Genomic DNA, 14,986 nt, shown 5'->3' with positions numbered 1-14,986 from the left:
GAACCGTGAGAGGAGTGACCATGACATCGCTGCCCTTGGGAATCCACGTCGGTGAGCGGCTCAGCCTCGAGCAGACCTACTGGCAGGCCCAGGTCGCCGACGAGAACGGCTTCGAGTCGGTGTGGGTCGCCGAGGGACGTCTGTCCCGTGACGGGATCGTGCCCGCGGCGATCATCGCCAGCCGGACCGAGAACGTGAAGATCGGGACCGGCGTCCTCAACAACAAGAGCCGCAACGCGGCGCTCATGGCGGTCACCTTCAAGACCCTCGACGAGGTCGCCCCGGGCCGCGCGATCCTCGGCATCGGCGCCTGGTGGGAGCCGCTGGCGACGAAGGTCGGCCAGCCGATCTCCAAGCCGATCAAGGCGATGCGCGAGTACATCGGCGTGTGCCAGGCGCTGTTCCGCAACGAGAACGTCGAGTTCGAGGGCGAGTTCGTCCAGATGCGGGGCGTCCGCTTCGACTCGATGTACCGGGAGAACCGGCCGGTCGACATCCCCATCTACATCGGGGCCGTCGGGCCCCGGATGCTCGAGCTCGCTGGCGAGATCAGCGACGGCGTCCACATGGACTTCCTGCTGCCGCCGTCGTACATGGAGGGTGCGCTGGCCGCGATCGACCGCGGTCTCGCGAAGCGGACCGACGGACGCACGTCCATCGACCTCACCCAGATCGTGTCCTGCAGCGTCAACGACGACGACCCCCAGGAGGCGATCGACGCCTGCAAGGCCTTCCTGACGCTCTACCTGTGCCAGCAGCCGCACATCGCCGAGCACTGCGGCGTCGAGCGCGAGCTCGTCGACCGGCTCCAGGAGATCGCCGGCTGGCCGGCCACCCCCGAGCAGATCAAGAAGGCGATGGCGCTCGTGCCCAACGAGCTGGTGCAGAACGTGACGGCGTGCGGCACCACCGACCAGGCCTTCGAGAAGCTCGTGTCCTACCACGAAGCGGGCGTGCGCTGCCCGATCATCTCCACCCTGGGTGACAAGGAGCGCACACTCACCCGCCTCGCCCAGGCCGCTCGGTCCTGACGCCTGACCTCGACGGGAGAACTCGCGATGAAGCTCGCCGCAGTCCAGCTCAAGGCCGGCGCCGACCGGCCCGAGACCATCCGCCGGGCGGAGGCCCTCGTGGACGACGCCGCCGCGCAGGGCGCCCGGATCGTCCTGCTGCCGGAGATGTTCGCGGTGCCGTTCGTGCAGCCCGAGCCCGACCCGGACTACTTCGTGCACGCCGAGGCGCTCGACGGACCGTCGAACGCGATGGCCGCCGAGGCCTCGCGCCGCCACGGGATCACCGTGGTGTCGTCGGTCTTCGAGGCCGGCGCGGTCCCCGGCGTCTACCACAACACCGCCTGCACGTACGTCGGCGGAGAGCTGCGCTCGGTCTACCGCAAGTCCCATCTCCCCTTCTCCAACGGCTTCCCGGAGAAGTTCTACTTCCGTCCGGGCGAGACTCCGCCGGAGGTCGTCGACACGGGCGAGACGCGCGTGGGAACGGTGATCTGCTACGAGCGGCACTTCCCCGAGCTGAGCCGGACGGTCGCCCTCGACGGCGGCTCCGTGCTCTGCGTGCCGGTGGCCTCGGCCAGCGCGCCGATGAAGGAGGTCTTCCAGCTGGAGCTGCGCGCCCACGCGGTCTTCAACTCGATGTTCGTCGTCTGCGCCAACCGGCACGGCGTCGAGGGCACGAAGGAGTACTTCGGCCTCTCCGCCGTCTACGGCCCCAACGGCGAGGTTCTCGCGACGGCCCCCGATGACGCCGACGGTCTTGCGCTCGCCGAGGTCGACCTGGCGCAGGTCGACGAGATCCGCCGGCGCCGGCCCTTCCTCCGTGACCGCCGCCCCGAGCTCTACGGCCGGGTGAGCGCCGCCCAGACCGTGCCGCCCGCGCTGTCATGACCGCCCTCAGCTCCGGGGCGGCGGTGTCGGAGACGGTGTCGGAGACGGTGTCGGAGACGGTGTCGGAGGCAGCCGACCCGCTGGCCGACGCCCACAGCCGGCTCCGCGCGGCGATCGACGTCCTCGGCTACGAGGAGCACATGTACGACATGCTCGCGACGGCACGGCGCGAGATGACCGTCAGCGTCCCGCTGCGCCGCGACGACGGCACCGTCGAGGTGCTCACCGGGCACCGGGTGCAGCACAACTTCTCCCGCGGGCCGGCCAAGGGCGGCCTGCGCTTCAGCCCCGACGTGGACCTCGACGAGGTGCGCGCGCTGGCGATGTGGATGACCTGGAAGTGCGCGCTGCTCGACGTGCCCTACGGCGGCGCGAAGGGCGGCGTCCGGATCGATCCGCGCCTCTACTCGACGAGCGAGCTCGAGCGGGTCACGCGGCGCTACACGAGCGAGATCATGCCGATCATCGGCCCGGAGCAGGACATCCCGGCTCCCGACGTCGGGACCGACGAGCAGACCATGGCCTGGATCATGGACTCCTACTCGGTCAGCTCCGGGCACACGGTCCTGGGCGTCGTCACGGGCAAGCCGATCTCGCTGGGCGGCTCCCTCGGCCGGGCGACCGCCACCTCGCGCGGCGTGGTGCACGTCGCCCTCGCCGCGCTCGCCGAGCGGGGACTGGCCCCCACGGCCTCCCGCGCCGCGGTGCAGGGCTTCGGCAAGGTCGGCCGCAGCGCGGCCCGCTTCCTGGCCGAGGCGGGAGTCGCCGTCACCGCCGTGTCGGACCAGTACGGCGGCATCCGGGCCGACGGCGGCATCGACATCGTGGACCTCGAGGCCCACGTCGACCGCACCGGGACGGTGGTCGGGTTCCCGGGTGCCGAGCCGCTCGACGGCGACCTGCTCGTCGAGGAGGACGTCGAGCTGCTCGTGCCCGCGGCCGTCGAGTGCGTGATCCGCGCCGACAACGCGGCGCGGGTGCGCGCGGCGGTGATCGTGGAGGGTGCCAACGGACCCACGACCCCCGAGGCCGACCGGATCCTGGAGGACAACGGCCAGCTCGTCGTACCGGACATCCTCGCGAACGCCGGCGGCGTGGTGGTGTCCTACTTCGAGTGGGTCCAGGCCAACCAGGCCTACTGGTGGAGTGAGGACGACGTCGAGGCGCGCCTGCGCGAGCGGATGCTCGGGGCGTGGGAGCGGGTCCGGCTCTATGCCGCCCAGCGTGACCTGTCCCTGCGGTCCGCCGCGACCTGCCTCGCGGTCGAGTCGGTCGCCCAGGCCCACCGGCGCCGCGGCCTGTACCCCTGACGGGCAGGTCGGGGGTCAGGTCACCGGATCCCGACCGGGCACCGCCGGCGCGACGACGGCCGTGCGGGCCGGGGTGCGGCGCGCGACGCCGACGCCGAGCAGCGCGAGGACGCCGCCGGCGTACGCGGCGGCGGGCGGGACCTCGTCGAGGAGCACCAGCCCCATCACGATGGTCAGCGGTGGGACCAGGTAGGTCGTCACGCCGAGCGCCGAGGCGGTCATGTGGCGCAGGGCGTAGGCATAGGTGGTGAACGCGATCGCCGTCGGGAACACGCCGAGGTAGACCAGCCACAGCGTCGACGACACCGGCGCGTCGCCCACCTCGGTGACCAGGCGGCCCGCCCACGGCAGGCAGGTCGCGACGCCGACGCTGCAGGCCAGCCAGGTGACGTGGACCGCCGAGAGGTCGGCGACGAGCGGCTTCTGCAGGATCACGCTCACGGCGTACACCGCCGCCGGCACCAGGCACAGGACGACGCCGAGCAGGTCGCCGCCGCTGTCCCCGCCGGAGGTGGACAGGCCGATGACGACCACGCCGGAGAACGCCAGGGCCAGGCCGACGGCGAGCTGGGCGGAGAAGCGCTCGCCCAGGAAGACAGCCGCCAGCGCGGCGATGAGGACCGGGGCGACCTGGATCAGCATCGCCGCCGTACCCGCGTCGACCCGCTGCTCGCCGGCGTTGAGGGAGAGGTTGTAGATCCCGAACCAGAGCACGCCGATCGTCACGATCGAGACCCACTGCCGCCGGCTCGGGCGGGGCAGGCCCTGGACCAGCGCCACCGGGGCGAGGGCCAGCGCTCCCGCCGCCAGTCGCCCCAGCGCCAGCGAGCCCGCGGAGAAGTCGTCGGCGAGGTGCCGGATGGCGACGAACGCGCTCGCCCAGAGCACCAGGGTGACCGCGACCGCGGCGGGCGCCAGCAGCCCGGGCGCCCGGACCGTGCGCGTGCCGGTCTCGGACGAGGGCGCGGCGGAGTCGGCGGCGGTCACCTGCCCACGCTAGAGGTCGGGCGCCCCGGCCGTCGCGCGATTATCAGACGTCGAACTTGTAGCCCAGCCCGCGCACCGTGACGAGGAACTTCGGCTCGCTGGGCTCCGGCTCCAGCTTGGCGCGCAGCCGCTTCACGTGGACGTCGAGCGTCTTGGTGTCGCCGACGTAGTCGGAGCCCCAGACCCGGTCGATGAGCTGACCGCGGGTGAGCACCCGGCCGGGGTTGCGCAGGAACATCTCCAACAGCTCGAACTCCTTGAGCGGCAGCCGCTGCTCGGTGCCGTCCACGGTCACCACGTGCCGCTCGACGTCCATCCGGACCGGCCCGGCCTCGAGGGTGTCGGGCAGCAGCTCGTCGCCGATGCCCCGGCGCAGGACGGCGCGGATCCGGGCGACCAGCTCGCGGGGGGAGTACGGCTTGGTGACGTAGTCGTCCGCGCCGAGCTCGAGGCCGACGACCTTGTCGACCTCGTCGTCCTTGGCGCTGACCATGATCACCGGCACGTTCGACGTCTGGCGGATGGTCCGGCACACCTCGGTGCCGGGGATCCCCGGCAGCATCAGGTCGAGCAGCACGATGTCCGCGCCGTTGCGGTCGAACTCCTTGAGCGCCTCGTTGCCGTCGGCCGCGATCGCGACCTCGAACCCCTCCTTGCGGAGCAGGTAGGCGAGGGCGTCGCTGTAGCTCTCTTCGTCTTCGACGACAAGTACCCGGGTCATCGGGCTTCCTCCTGATCTTCGGTGCGTCCGCCCGGCGCTTCCGGGCCGGACGCGAGCGGCGCGAGCCGCACGTACGGCCCGTCGTCGTGGTTCGGGTGGCGCGGCAGGATCAGCGTGAACGTCGAGCCCTGTCCCTCGACGGACCAGACGCGCACCTCGCCGCCGTGGGTGGCCGCGACGTGCTTGACGATCGACAGGCCCAGGCCCGTGCCGCCGGTCGAGCGGTGGCGCGCGGGGTCGACGCGGTAGAACCGCTCGAAGATCCGCTCCACCTCGGCCTCGGGGATGCCGATGCCCTGGTCGATCACCGAGATCTCGACGTCGTGGCCGGCCCGCTTGCGCGTGACCACGACCCGCGATCCGGGCTCGGAGTAGGCGACGGCGTTGGCGACGAGGTTGGAGACCGCGGCGCCGACCTGCTTCTCGCTGCCGAGCACCTTGAGTCCGGCCTCGCCCTCGGCGAGGACCTGGATGTTCTTGGCGTTCGCGTTCATGTCGACGAAGTCGACCGCGGAGGCGACGACGTCGTCGAGCGACACCGGCACCGGTGAGTCGAGGGGCTCGTCGCCCTGGAGTCGCGACAGCTCGATGATCTGCTGGATCAGCCGGGAGAGCCGGTCGCTCTCGGTGAGCATCCGCGACGCGAACCGGTAGACCGCGTCGGGGTCGTCGGCGGCATCCTGCACCGCCTCGGCGAGCAGGCGCATCGCACCGACCGGCGTCTTCAGCTCGTGGCTCACATTGGCCACGAAGTCGCGTCGTACGGCGTCGACCTGACGTTCGCGGGTGCGGTCCTCGACCAGGGCCAGGACCAGTCGCGAGCCGAGCGGTGCGACGCGGGCGGTGACGTGCCGGGGCGTGGTCGCCGCGCGCGGCACGATCAGCTCGGTCTCGCGGATCTGCCCGTCGCGGCGTACCTGGCGGATCAGGCCGCCGAGCTCGTCGGAGAGCAGTGTCGTGCCGCGGACGAAGCCCATGGCGTACGCCGGAGCGGAGGCCTTCACGACCGCGTCGGACTCGTCGACGACGACCGCGCTGCTGCGCAGGACCGAGAGCACGGCTGCCACGCCGTCGGGGAGCAGCGGCTCCTCGGGCTGCTGGAAGACCCGCTGCTGGCGGTCGCTGAGATGCCAGGCGAGCATGGCGCCACCCGCCACGAGGGCGCCGAGGAGCGCGGCCACGAAGGCCTGCGTCGTCGGATCCACGCCTCGATCGTACGGCGCGGGGCGGCTCGGGCTCCGCATCGCGACGGCCGGGCTTCACGATGTTCATCCTGCGTTCACCGCACTTCGCTTGATGGACACCTCGCCTCCGTAGGCTCGGCGCCATGCGTGATGCCTACACCGACCAGCTCGACGCGATCTTCGACGACCTCGCCGGAATCTCCCGCCGCGTCCAGGTCGCGGTCGGGGAGGCCACCCAGGCCCTGATGACCGGCGACTCCTCGATCGCGGAGAAGGTGATCAGCGGCGACGTCGAGATCGACCGGGCCCGTGAGAAGGTCGAGGACTCGGCCTTCGCCCTGCTCTCCTTGCAGCAGCCGGTCGCGGGCGACCTGCGCACCATCGTCGCCGCGCTCCGGATGGTCGCCGAGCTCGAGCGGATGGGCGACCTGTCCGTCCACGTCGCCAAGATCGCCCGCCTGCGCGTCCCGGACGTCGCGGTCCCCGACGAGGTCCGCCCCACCATGGCCCGGATGGCCGAGGTCGCCGAGGACATGGTCGGCCGGGTCAGCGAGGTGATCTCCGGGCGTGACGTCGAGGCCGCGATCGCGCTCGGCCGCGACGACGAGGAGATGGACCAGCTGCGCCGGCGCAGCTTCACCGAGCTCCTCGGCGACGAGTGGGCCCACGGCGTCGAGGCCGCGGTCGACATCGCCCTCCTCGGCCGCTACTACGAGCGGATCGCCGACCACGCGGTCTCGGTGGCCAACCGGGTCATCTTCGTGGTCACCGGGCACAACCCGGCGCCTGCTGCCTGACCGACGGGTCGATCCGGTCTCGGATCAGCGGCCCTGGTTGGCGACCGCGGCAGCAGCCGCGGCGGCCGCCTCCGGGTCGAGGTAGCGCCCGCCGGGGACGAGCGGGGCGAGGGTGCTCTCGTCCAGCTCGTAGACCAGCGGCATCCCGGTGGGGATGTTGAGGCCGGCGATGTCGGTGTCGCTGATCTGATCCAGGTGCTTGACGATCGCGCGCAGGCTGTTGCCGTGGGCGGCGACCAGGACGGTGTGGCGGGCGCGGAGGTCGGGCACGATGCCGGCGTCCCAGTACGGCAGCAGTCGCTCGATGACCTGCTTGAGGGCCTCGGCGCGCGGCAGGTCGTCGCCGAGGTCGGCGTAGCGGGGGTCGGCCGCCTGGGAGTAGGGGTCGTCGTCGGCCAACGGCGGGGGAGGCGTGTCGAAGGAGCGGCGCCAGAGCATGAACTGCTCCTCGCCGTACTCGTCCTTGACGGCCTTCTTGTCCTTGCCCTGGAGGGCGCCGTAGTGGCGCTCGTTGAGGCGCCACGAGCGGCGGACCGGGATCCAGTGCCGGTCGGCGGCGTCGAGTGCCAGCGCGGCCGTGTTGATCGCCCGGCGCTGCAGCGAGGTGTGGACGACGTCCGGCAGGATGCCGGCCTCCTTGAGGAGGTCGCCACCGCGGACCGCCTCGCCCCGGCCCTTCTCGGTCAGGGCCACGTCGACCCAGCCGGTGAAGAGGTTCTTGGCGTTCCACTCGCTCTCGCCGTGGCGGAGCAGGACCAGGGTGAACGTCATCAGTGCGCCTCGCCGCCGGGGCTCGGGGCCTCGTCGGCGCAGCCGAAGTTGGCGTCGTGGCCCTCGTCGGCGGATTCGGTGGCGCCGTCGGTCGACGCGGACGAGGCGTCGGACGCGCTGTCGCCGCCCTTGGCGGACGCGGTCTCGCTCGGGAGGTCGGTCGGCACCTGGGTGTACTGGAAGCACGGCTTGACGACGGGTACGTCGAGGCTGAGCGTGGTGCCGTCGCTGAAGGTCAGGTCGAGCGGAACGACCTGACCGGCGGTGAAGTTGCCGGTGAGCGGCACGACGCTGTCGGTGGCCAGGTTGACGAAGCCGCGACCCGCGACCTCGATCGGGTCGAACGCGCCGGTGACGACGCCCGCCGACGACGACACGGAGTCGAGCGAGGCGTCCTCACGCAGGTTGTTGGACAGCGAGCCGATCAGCCGGCCCTCGCCCTGCGCGGTCGCGAGGATGCGGATGCCGAGCGCGTCGACGTCGCCGGTGCGCTCGTTGACGCCGCCGGCGATCGTGTTGACCCGATCGGTGGGGTAGTCGAAGCCGCAGGCGCTGAGGGCAGTGGCGGGAACGACCGCCAGCAGCAGTCCGGCGAGCGCGGATCGGCGCAGGTGGGGCATGTCGGCGAGCCTCCGGGTCAGTTGGGTCGAAGCGGCCTCACTCTAGCGTCGGTCAACGGCTGAGCCCGACCCGGGCACCGACCACGACCAGCAGCACCACGATGACGACGGTGAAGATCGTCGAGAGCGCCAGCAGCCGGGTCGCGCCGAGCTTGAGTCCGAGTTTGAGCGGCAGGTAGGTCCAGCCGTCCTCGTGGTCGGCGACCAGGCCCCACACCGCGCGGGTGAAGTGGACGCCGATGCCGAGCAGCGCCGCGAGCACCACGATCGCGGGCTCGGGCGGGCTGCCGACGGCCTGGCCGCCCCAGCCGCCGTAGGAGAGGTACGCCGGCAGCAGGGCGAAGGACACCGCCCACGACCACCAGGACAGGAAGCCGGTGCGCAGCACGATGTTGCCGAGCATTGCCACGACGACCGAGGCGCCGTAGAACGCGCCCGCCTTCGCCCCGGTCGTGGTGGCGAGGGGGAGGAGCAGCAGGAAGCCGACGACGACGGCGTACCAGGCGGTGCCGGGGTCGAGGCGGCCGGCGGCGATCGGCTTGCCGGTCAGGCCGTGCGCCTCGTCGCGCTGTCGGTCGACGATGTCGTTGTGCCAGCCGAGGATGGTCTGGCCGACGAGCACGGTCACCAGGACCACGCCCGCCTCGCGGGCCGGGCGGCCGGCGATCGCGGCGACCAGGCCCATGGCGAGCGCGGTGGTGATCGCCTGCTTGGCGTGCGCTGCCTGCAGCAGCTGGAGGGCTACGACGTCGGCCGGCGCGCGTCCGCCGAACAGCCGCCCGGACAGGCCGGACCGGTCCGGCACGTGCGGCAGGGGCGGGTGCGCGTCGGCGTCGAGGTCGTCGTCGAGAGCCTCCTCGAGCCCCTCGGGCGCGTCCTCGGGCGCGTCCTCGGGCGCGTCCTCGGCCGCAGCCGGGAGGTCCTGCTCCGGGTCGGCCCCGAGGTCGTCGTCGGGGGTCGCCTCGGCCGCCTCGGGGGTCTCCTCGGAGATCTCCTCGGGGCTCGCCGCGACCGGGGTTCCCTCCCCGGCGGAGCGGCCGCGCCGCCAGCGCTGCGTCTTCGCCATGGCGAGCAGTATTGACCACGGGAGACCTGCATGGGGGCGGGCCCGCCGAAACGGGAGGACCGGCCGGCATACCCCTCCGCGTGATCTCCGCCACGGGCCGTCCGCCTGGCCGGACCATAGGTTCGGTCACTTGTCAAGCCGCCGATTGTGGCCCTGACCTGCGCAAACGCATTCGGAGAGTCGTTGATGCCGTGGTAAGATAGGTCTCCCTAGGAAGGGGTTTTGCTCATATGACTTTCACCGTCGGCGAAACGGTCGTCTACCCCAATCACGGGGCCGCGGTCATCGAGAACATCGAGATGCGGACGATCAAGGGCCAGGAACGGCAGTATCTCGTGCTTCGGATTGTCGCCCAGCAGGACCTCGTGGTCCGCGTCCCGGCAGACAACCTGGATCTCGTGGGTGTTCGGGATGTCGTGGACAAGGACGGGCTGGACCGGGTCTTCGGAGTGCTCCGCGCGGAGCACGTCGAGGAGCCGACCAACTGGTCGAGGCGCTACAAGGCGAACCTCGAGAAGCTCCACAGTGGCGACGTCATGAAGGTGGCGGAGGTTGTTCGCGACCTGTGGCGCCGTGAGCGGGACCGTGGTCTGTCGGCCGGCGAGAAGCGGATGCTCGCCAAGGCCCGTCAGATCCTGGTCTCCGAGCTCGCGCTCTGCGAGAACACCAACGAGGACAAGGCAGAGACCATCCTCGACGAGGTGCTGGCCTCCTGAGCCGCTGAGGCCCGCGATGCGCGGGCCATCGACAACGCAGGACCGACGACGTCATACGGTGGGTTCCGATGAACCCGCATCCGTATGACGTCGTCGGCATTGCGACCCCCGTCGCGGGGATCGTGGTCGAGGAGGGGCGTGGCGCCCTTCCGTTCCACCTGATCCATGGCGAGTCCCTGGTCGCCGCCGCCGCCTGGGCGGCGGGCGAGGCCGGGGTCGACCTGCTCGACCAGACCGTCCCCTGGGACCTGGTGGTCGAGCTCGAGCAGCCGCTGCTCCTGCACGACCCGCTGTGCCCGATGACCCCGCCCGCGTTCCTGCGCCGCTGCGCCGAGCGGGCGGCGGTGGAGGACCGGATCCTGGTCGGTGTGCGCCCGGTGACCGACACCGTCAAGGAGGAGCACGCCGAGTCCGACGGCGGCCGGTCCCTGGGCTCGACCGTCGACCGGGACGGCCTGGTGGCCGTCTGCTCGCCGGTGGTGCTCCCGCCGTCCGTGGTCGCCGACCTGCTCGGCGACGGCCGGCTGCCCGCGACCGACTTCGTCGCGCTCGTCGCCGCGCTCCGCGAACGGTACGGCGCCGACCGGGTCGTGCTCGTCGAGGCGCCGCCGACGGCCCGGCGGATCGGCTCGGAGGCCGACCTCGCGGTGCTGGAGGCGCTCACCGATCCACGCTGAGCCGCGGCTCACCGTCGGTTGCGGGGGTCGTGGGTCGGGTCGGGGTAGCGAGGCGGGCAGCCCCGGTCGACCGCCTCCGGGCGCAGCTCGTAGTGCCACGGCTCGTTGTCGTAGATCCGGCACAGGCCGTACCGCGCCCCGTTGCTCCCCAGCCAGGCCGCCGCCTGCGCGGGCCCGACGTCGACCGCGTCGCCCGACACGTGCGGCGAGGCATCGGGGGTGGAGACCCAGCGCGCCGCCTCCGCCCGCGAGCCGTAGGTCGCGACGGCCTCGTCGAGGAGCCGCTGCTGGTACTCCCGGGAGCGCCAGCCACTGTTGACCACGATGTCGACATCGTCGTCGACCGCGGCCGTCGCCGCCCGCCGCAACGCGCGCAGGAGGTCCGGGTCGAGCTCGGTCACCCCGGCATGACGGTCGTCGTACACCGACGTGCCGTCGGGAAGCTCGCCGTCCCCGACGGGGGCGGCGGCGTCCGACGACGACGTGGGCAGGGCGACGAGACGGGAGCCGACGGCGGCGACCAGCGCCACGACGAGGAGGACGAGGGGGACGACGACCGGCCGGAGGCGGTGCCGCACGGGCGGGGCGGTGGGGAAGGTGGCCATGGCCACGAGTCAAGGCAGCGCGGCGTTGCACGGGCGTATGGGCTTTTCGATATGCCGGCGATATGTGGAGGCTCGTAGCATCGACCGGGTGCGGGTGCTGATCGTCGAGGACGAGCCTCTCCTGGCCGAGGCGGTCCGCGACGCGCTGCGTCTGGAGGCGATCGCGGCCGACGTCGCGGGCGACGGCGACACGGCCCTGGAGCTGTTGAGTGTCAACGCCTACGACCTCGCGGTCCTCGACCGGGACGTGCCCGGCCCGTCGGGGGACGAGATCGCGCGACGCATCGTGGCCTCCGGCAGCGGGATGCCGATCCTGATGCTCACCGCGGCCGACCGGCTCGACGACAAGGCATCCGGGTTCGCGCTCGGCGCGGACGACTACCTCACCAAGCCGTTCGAGCTCGCCGAGCTCGTGCTGCGGCTGCGCGCGTTGGACCGCCGCCGCGCACACCACCGCCCGCCCGTCCGCGAGATCGCCGGCGTGCGTCTCGACCCCTTCCGCCGTGAGGTCTACCGCGACGGCCGGTACGTCGCACTGACCCGCAAGCAGTTCGCGGTGCTCGAGGTCCTGGTGGGAGCCGAGGGCGGCGTCGTGAGCGCCGAGGAGCTGCTGGAGCGGGCCTGGGACGAGAACGCCGACCCGTTCACCAACGCCGTCCGGATCACCGTCTCCGCACTGCGCAAGCGCCTCGGCGAGCCCTGGGTCATCGCGACCGTGGCCGGCGTCGGCTACCGCATCGACAGCGGCGGCCTCGGGGGAGCGAGCGATGGATAGGCGTCCGGGGCTGAGCGTGCGTCTCCAGCTGACGCTGAGCTACGCCGGCTTCCTGCTGCTGGCCGGTGCGCTGCTGCTGGCGGTGGTGTGGCTGTTCCTGCTGCGCTATGTGCCCGACCAGGCGGTGACCGTCCCGGTCCGGGGCGGCTCGGACGACCCGATGCGGTCGCCGTACCTCTTCGTGCCCGGCCGCTCCGACCTGTGGGAGGCCTTCGCGCCCAAGGCGGCGATGGCCCTGGGATTCCTGCTGGTGTGCGGCCTGCTCGGCGGGTGGCTGCTCGCCGGACGGATGCTGGCCCCGCTGGCGCGGATCACCGAGGCCACCCGGACGGCGGCGACCGGTTCGCTCTTCCACCGCATCCGGCTGCCGGGCCGCCGCGACGAGTTCCGCGAGCTCGCCGACGCCTTCGACAGCATGCTGGCGCGGCTCGACGCGCACGTCGCCGAGCAGCAGCGCTTCGCCGCCAACGCCTCGCACGAGCTGCGGACGCCGCTGACGATCACCCAGACGCTGCTGGAGCTGGCCCGCAAGGACCCGACCCGGGACACCGGGCGACTCGTCGAGAGCCTCTACGCCGTCAACACGCGGGCGATCGACCTCACCGAGGCGCTCCTCATGCTCAGCCGCGCCGACCGGCGCTCCTTCGCCCGCGAGCACGTCGATCTCTCCCTGCTCGCCGAGGAGGCCACCGAGACGCTGCTGACGTTCGCGGAGGCTCGGGGCGTCGTCGTCGAGACCACCGGGGACGTCGCCGTCGTCCCCGGCGAGCCCGCGCTGCTGCTGCAGCTGACGACGAACCTGGTTCACAACGCGATCGTCCACAACCTGCCCGACCACGGCCGCGTCCGGGTCACGACGCGACGGGACCCGGACGCGGCGGTGCTCACCGTCGAGAACACCGGCGCGGTCCTCGCCCCGGAGCTGGTCGCCACACTGGCCGAGCCGTTCCAGCGGGGGAGCGAGCGCACCCACGGGGGCCGCCCGGGGCAGGGGGGCCCGCCGGCTCACGCCGGCGCCGGGCTCGGCCTCGCGATCGTCCGGAGCATCGCGGAGGCGCACGACGGCAGCCTCACGCTGGTCGCACTGCCCGTGGGCGGGCTCCGCGCGACGGTGCGGCTGCCGGTCGCCGCGCCTTCTTCAGCAGTCTCCTAGGCGAGCAGCCGCTCGGCGACCCGAAGGTCCTCGGCGAAGGTGACCTTGAGGTTGGCCGGGCCGGACGGCACCGCACGCACCTCGAGATCCGGCGGCGCGAACCGCGTGAAGGCCGCCGCGGTGTCGGTTCCGTCGAAACCCGCGGCCGCCGCGGCCGCATAGGCCGCGAGCAGCGGTGCGGCCCGGAACGCCTGGGGAGTCTGTACGCCGACCAGCCGGGTGCCGGCACCGCCGGGAGCCGGCGCCGCGGCCGGGTCGCGGGGCAGCAGGCCGGTCAGCTCGACGGTGGGGACGGCACCGCCGTAGCGGCGCGCGGTCGTGATCGCGGTGGCGAACAGCTCCGCGTCGGCCAGGGGCCGAGCGCCGTCGTGGACGGCGATCACGTCGATGCTGCCGTCGTCCGCGCGCGACGCGAGCGCGGCGAACGCGGCCCGCTCGGAGTCCTGACGGGTGGCGCCGCCCTCGACGAGCAGCACCTCGCGCTCGCCGATCACGGGCAGCAGCGCCGTACCGACGTCGGCGCGCTCGCCGGGGCGGTGGACGACCACGACCGGGTCGACACCGGGGACGTCGAGGGCGGTGCGCACCGACCAGGCCAGCACCGGACGGCCCTGCAGGGGCAACAGGACCTTGTTGATCTCGCCGCCGACGCGGGTGCCGCTCCCGGCGGCGAGGACGACGATCGCGGCGGTCGGTGCGTTGGTCACCCGACGAGCGTAGTCAGGCCGGGACCCGCTGCCGCGCCCGGTCGACGAGGACGAACAGCTCACCGCTGACCAGCTCCCGGCGCTCGAAGGGGAGGTAGTGCCCGGCGTCGGGGGCGATGAGGAGCCGGGCGCCGCGGATGCCGCGGGCGATCTTGCCGGCGTGCTCGGGCGGGGTGAGCAGGTCGCGGCTGCCGACCAGGACGGTGGCCGGGATGTCGTCGAACGCCGCGAGGTTGCCGATCCGATCGTGGTTCATCATGTCCTTGAAGAAGCCGGACATGGTCTCGGGCCGGGCGTGCACGAGCTGGTCGACGGCGTGCGCGATGTCGCGGGCGCGGGCCGGGCGACCGAACAGGAACCGGCGCGCGACCTGGCGCTCGATCGTCGGGAACTTCTCGCGACGACTGAGGCTGAGCATCCGCGAGCGGTTGGCGAGGATGAAGGGCAGCCGGTCGCGCAGCAGGGCTCCGGCCGCCGCCGGCAGGCCGAGGGTCACCTTGGCGAGCTCGCCGCTCGTGGTGCTGACGAACAGCACGCCCACGACCCGCGGCATCAGGTCCGGCCGCTCCTCGGGGAGGGCCGTGATCGTCATGCCGCCGACCGAGTGGCCGGCGATGATCAGCGGGCCCTCGGGGGCGTAGGTGTCGACGACCAGGCCGAGGTCGCGCGCCAGGTGCGGGATGGTGCAGGCGGCCTCGGGGGCGCGGTCGGACCGCCCGTGACCGCGGTGGTCCCAGGTGATCACCCGGACGTCCCGGCCGTAGCGGGCCAGCAGGTCGGTGACCTGGTAGTGCCAGTCCGACTCGTCGGCGGTCCAGCAGTGCGAGAGCAGCACCGTCAGCGGTGCGTCCGGACGCCCGTGCACGGTCACGTGGACCCGTAGGCCGTCCTCGGTGGTCACGGCGTGGTCGGACATCGGTGCCTCCTCGGTCTCACTGTCGGCGCCCCACCCTGCCATGCGATCGGCCGCGGCGGCAGGTCTTCGTGTGACGAGCT

Annotated in this window: 17 protein-coding genes; 8 read left to right on the top strand and 9 right to left on the bottom strand. The window is 72.5% G+C overall.

Features of this window, described 5'->3' with window-relative positions:
• Positions 1-20: 20 nt before the first annotated feature.
• The 3 genes from RB608_RS04405 to RB608_RS04395 are packed head-to-tail and all read left to right on the top strand — an operon-like array spanning position 21 to position 3,211.
• Positions 21-1,031, top strand: coding sequence for an LLM class flavin-dependent oxidoreductase (locus RB608_RS04405; protein WP_308086588.1), 1,011 nt, complete (start codon positions 21-23; stop codon positions 1,029-1,031).
• A gap of 27 nt (positions 1,032-1,058) precedes the next feature.
• Positions 1,059-1,901, top strand: coding sequence for a nitrilase-related carbon-nitrogen hydrolase (locus RB608_RS04400; protein WP_308086587.1), 843 nt, complete (start codon positions 1,059-1,061; stop codon positions 1,899-1,901).
• Positions 1,898-3,211 carry a Glu/Leu/Phe/Val dehydrogenase gene (locus tag RB608_RS04395; RefSeq protein WP_308086586.1) on the top strand — a complete coding sequence of 438 codons (1,314 nt, stop codon included), beginning with the start codon at positions 1,898-1,900 and terminating at the stop codon, positions 3,209-3,211. Before RB608_RS04400 ends, RB608_RS04395 begins: the two co-directional genes overlap by 4 nt.
• Before the next feature lie 15 nt (positions 3,212-3,226).
• Here the strand turns inward: RB608_RS04395 and RB608_RS04390 are convergent, their stop codons facing one another.
• Genes RB608_RS04390 through RB608_RS04380 form a run of 3 tightly spaced genes read right to left on the bottom strand, consistent with a single transcriptional unit; the run spans position 3,227 to position 6,124 of the window.
• Positions 3,227-4,198: a DMT family transporter gene (locus RB608_RS04390; RefSeq protein WP_308086585.1), complete on the bottom strand. Its 972-nt coding sequence runs from the start codon at positions 4,196-4,198 to the stop codon at positions 3,227-3,229.
• A gap of 43 nt (positions 4,199-4,241) precedes the next feature.
• Entirely contained in the window at positions 4,242-4,919 is a 678-nt protein-coding gene (locus tag RB608_RS04385) for a response regulator transcription factor (RefSeq protein ID WP_141004123.1), read from the bottom strand.
• Positions 4,916-6,124 (bottom strand): ATP-binding protein, encoded by a 1,209-nt coding sequence (locus tag RB608_RS04380; protein ID WP_308086584.1) that lies wholly within the window; start codon positions 6,122-6,124, stop codon positions 4,916-4,918. The genes RB608_RS04385 and RB608_RS04380 overlap by 4 nt, the downstream gene beginning before the upstream one ends.
• A 122-nt stretch (positions 6,125-6,246) precedes the next feature.
• Here RB608_RS04380 and phoU point away from each other — a divergent pair, with 122 nt between their 5' ends.
• The gene (phoU, locus tag RB608_RS04375; RefSeq protein WP_308086583.1) at positions 6,247-6,900 is read left to right on the top strand and encodes a phosphate signaling complex protein PhoU; all 654 of its coding nucleotides are present in this window, start codon (positions 6,247-6,249) and stop codon (positions 6,898-6,900) included.
• 24 nt (positions 6,901-6,924) lie between these two features.
• Here the strand turns inward: phoU and RB608_RS04370 are convergent, their stop codons facing one another.
• From RB608_RS04370 to RB608_RS04360, 3 genes are read right to left on the bottom strand one after another with little or no spacing between them, the layout of a single operon-like run.
• Positions 6,925-7,671: a phosphoglyceromutase gene (locus RB608_RS04370; protein ID WP_308086582.1), complete on the bottom strand. Its 747-nt coding sequence runs from the start codon at positions 7,669-7,671 to the stop codon at positions 6,925-6,927.
• A complete protein-coding gene (locus tag RB608_RS04365) occupies positions 7,671-8,291 on the bottom strand; it encodes a hypothetical protein (RefSeq protein ID WP_308086581.1) in 621 nt (206 codons plus the stop codon). The genes RB608_RS04370 and RB608_RS04365 overlap by 1 nt, the downstream gene beginning before the upstream one ends.
• 52 nt (positions 8,292-8,343) lie before the next feature.
• Positions 8,344-9,357 (bottom strand): UbiA family prenyltransferase, encoded by a 1,014-nt coding sequence (locus RB608_RS04360; RefSeq protein WP_308086580.1) that lies wholly within the window; start codon positions 9,355-9,357, stop codon positions 8,344-8,346.
• 230 nt (positions 9,358-9,587) lie between these two features.
• Here RB608_RS04360 and RB608_RS04355 point away from each other — a divergent pair, with 230 nt between their 5' ends.
• Positions 9,588-10,073: a CarD family transcriptional regulator gene (locus RB608_RS04355; protein ID WP_028654642.1), complete on the top strand. Its 486-nt coding sequence runs from the start codon at positions 9,588-9,590 to the stop codon at positions 10,071-10,073.
• Between the two features lie 68 nt (positions 10,074-10,141).
• A complete protein-coding gene (locus RB608_RS04350; RefSeq protein WP_308086579.1) occupies positions 10,142-10,750 on the top strand; it encodes a 2-C-methyl-D-erythritol 4-phosphate cytidylyltransferase in 609 nt (202 codons plus the stop codon).
• Between the two features lie 8 nt (positions 10,751-10,758).
• Here the strand turns inward: RB608_RS04350 and RB608_RS04345 are convergent, their stop codons facing one another.
• Positions 10,759-11,355, bottom strand: a complete 597-nt coding sequence (locus RB608_RS04345; protein ID WP_308086578.1) for a M15 family metallopeptidase — start codon at positions 11,353-11,355, stop codon at positions 10,759-10,761.
• An 88-nt stretch (positions 11,356-11,443) separates the two neighbouring features.
• Here RB608_RS04345 and RB608_RS04340 point away from each other — a divergent pair, with 88 nt between their 5' ends.
• Together RB608_RS04340 and RB608_RS04335 are read left to right on the top strand one after the other, a co-directional pair.
• The gene (locus RB608_RS04340) at positions 11,444-12,130 is read left to right on the top strand and encodes a response regulator transcription factor (RefSeq protein ID WP_308086577.1); all 687 of its coding nucleotides are present in this window, start codon (positions 11,444-11,446) and stop codon (positions 12,128-12,130) included.
• Positions 12,123-13,283 carry a HAMP domain-containing sensor histidine kinase gene (locus RB608_RS04335; RefSeq protein WP_308086576.1) on the top strand — a complete coding sequence of 387 codons (1,161 nt, stop codon included), beginning with the start codon at positions 12,123-12,125 and terminating at the stop codon, positions 13,281-13,283. The genes RB608_RS04340 and RB608_RS04335 overlap by 8 nt, the downstream gene beginning before the upstream one ends.
• On the opposite strand, the gene RB608_RS04330 is transcribed toward RB608_RS04335, so the two are convergent.
• Both RB608_RS04330 and RB608_RS04325 read right to left on the bottom strand, forming a co-directional pair.
• Entirely contained in the window at positions 13,280-13,990 is a 711-nt protein-coding gene (locus RB608_RS04330) for a 2-C-methyl-D-erythritol 4-phosphate cytidylyltransferase (protein WP_308086575.1), read from the bottom strand. The two genes, RB608_RS04335 and RB608_RS04330, sit on opposite strands and share 4 nt — an antisense overlap.
• A 13-nt stretch (positions 13,991-14,003) precedes the next feature.
• The gene (locus tag RB608_RS04325; protein ID WP_308086574.1) at positions 14,004-14,906 is read right to left on the bottom strand and encodes an alpha/beta hydrolase; all 903 of its coding nucleotides are present in this window, start codon (positions 14,904-14,906) and stop codon (positions 14,004-14,006) included.
• Positions 14,907-14,986: the final 80 nt, after the last annotated feature.

This window comes from Nocardioides sp. LHD-245 (assembly GCF_030929495.1).
Classification (GTDB): domain Bacteria; phylum Actinomycetota; class Actinomycetes; order Propionibacteriales; family Nocardioidaceae; genus Nocardioides.
This window is presented reverse-complemented; position numbering and strand designations above follow the sequence as displayed.

Bases quoted from the DNA above. Each gene is read 5' to 3' on its own strand.
- RB608_RS04405 (WP_308086588.1), top strand. From the start codon at position 21: ATGACATCGCTGCCCTTGGGAATCCACGTCGGTGAGCGGCTCAGCCTC.
- RB608_RS04345 (WP_308086578.1), bottom strand. From the start codon at position 11,355: ATGGCCACCTTCCCCACCGCCCCGCCCGTGCGGCACCGCCTCCGGCCG.
- RB608_RS04365 (WP_308086581.1), bottom strand. From the start codon at position 8,291: ATGCCCCACCTGCGCCGATCCGCGCTCGCCGGACTGCTGCTGGCGGTC.
- RB608_RS04335 (WP_308086576.1), top strand. From the start codon at position 12,123: ATGGATAGGCGTCCGGGGCTGAGCGTGCGTCTCCAGCTGACGCTGAGC.
- RB608_RS04350 (WP_308086579.1), top strand. From the start codon at position 10,142: ATGAACCCGCATCCGTATGACGTCGTCGGCATTGCGACCCCCGTCGCG.
- RB608_RS04385 (WP_141004123.1), bottom strand. From the start codon at position 4,919: ATGACCCGGGTACTTGTCGTCGAAGACGAAGAGAGCTACAGCGACGCC.
- RB608_RS04400 (WP_308086587.1), top strand. From the start codon at position 1,059: ATGAAGCTCGCCGCAGTCCAGCTCAAGGCCGGCGCCGACCGGCCCGAG.
- RB608_RS04370 (WP_308086582.1), bottom strand. From the start codon at position 7,671: ATGACGTTCACCCTGGTCCTGCTCCGCCACGGCGAGAGCGAGTGGAAC.
- phoU (WP_308086583.1), top strand. From the start codon at position 6,247: ATGCGTGATGCCTACACCGACCAGCTCGACGCGATCTTCGACGACCTC.
- RB608_RS04360 (WP_308086580.1), bottom strand. From the start codon at position 9,357: ATGGCGAAGACGCAGCGCTGGCGGCGCGGCCGCTCCGCCGGGGAGGGA.
- RB608_RS04355 (WP_028654642.1), top strand. From the start codon at position 9,588: ATGACTTTCACCGTCGGCGAAACGGTCGTCTACCCCAATCACGGGGCC.
- RB608_RS04395 (WP_308086586.1), top strand. From the start codon at position 1,898: ATGACCGCCCTCAGCTCCGGGGCGGCGGTGTCGGAGACGGTGTCGGAG.
- RB608_RS04325 (WP_308086574.1), bottom strand. From the start codon at position 14,906: ATGTCCGACCACGCCGTGACCACCGAGGACGGCCTACGGGTCCACGTG.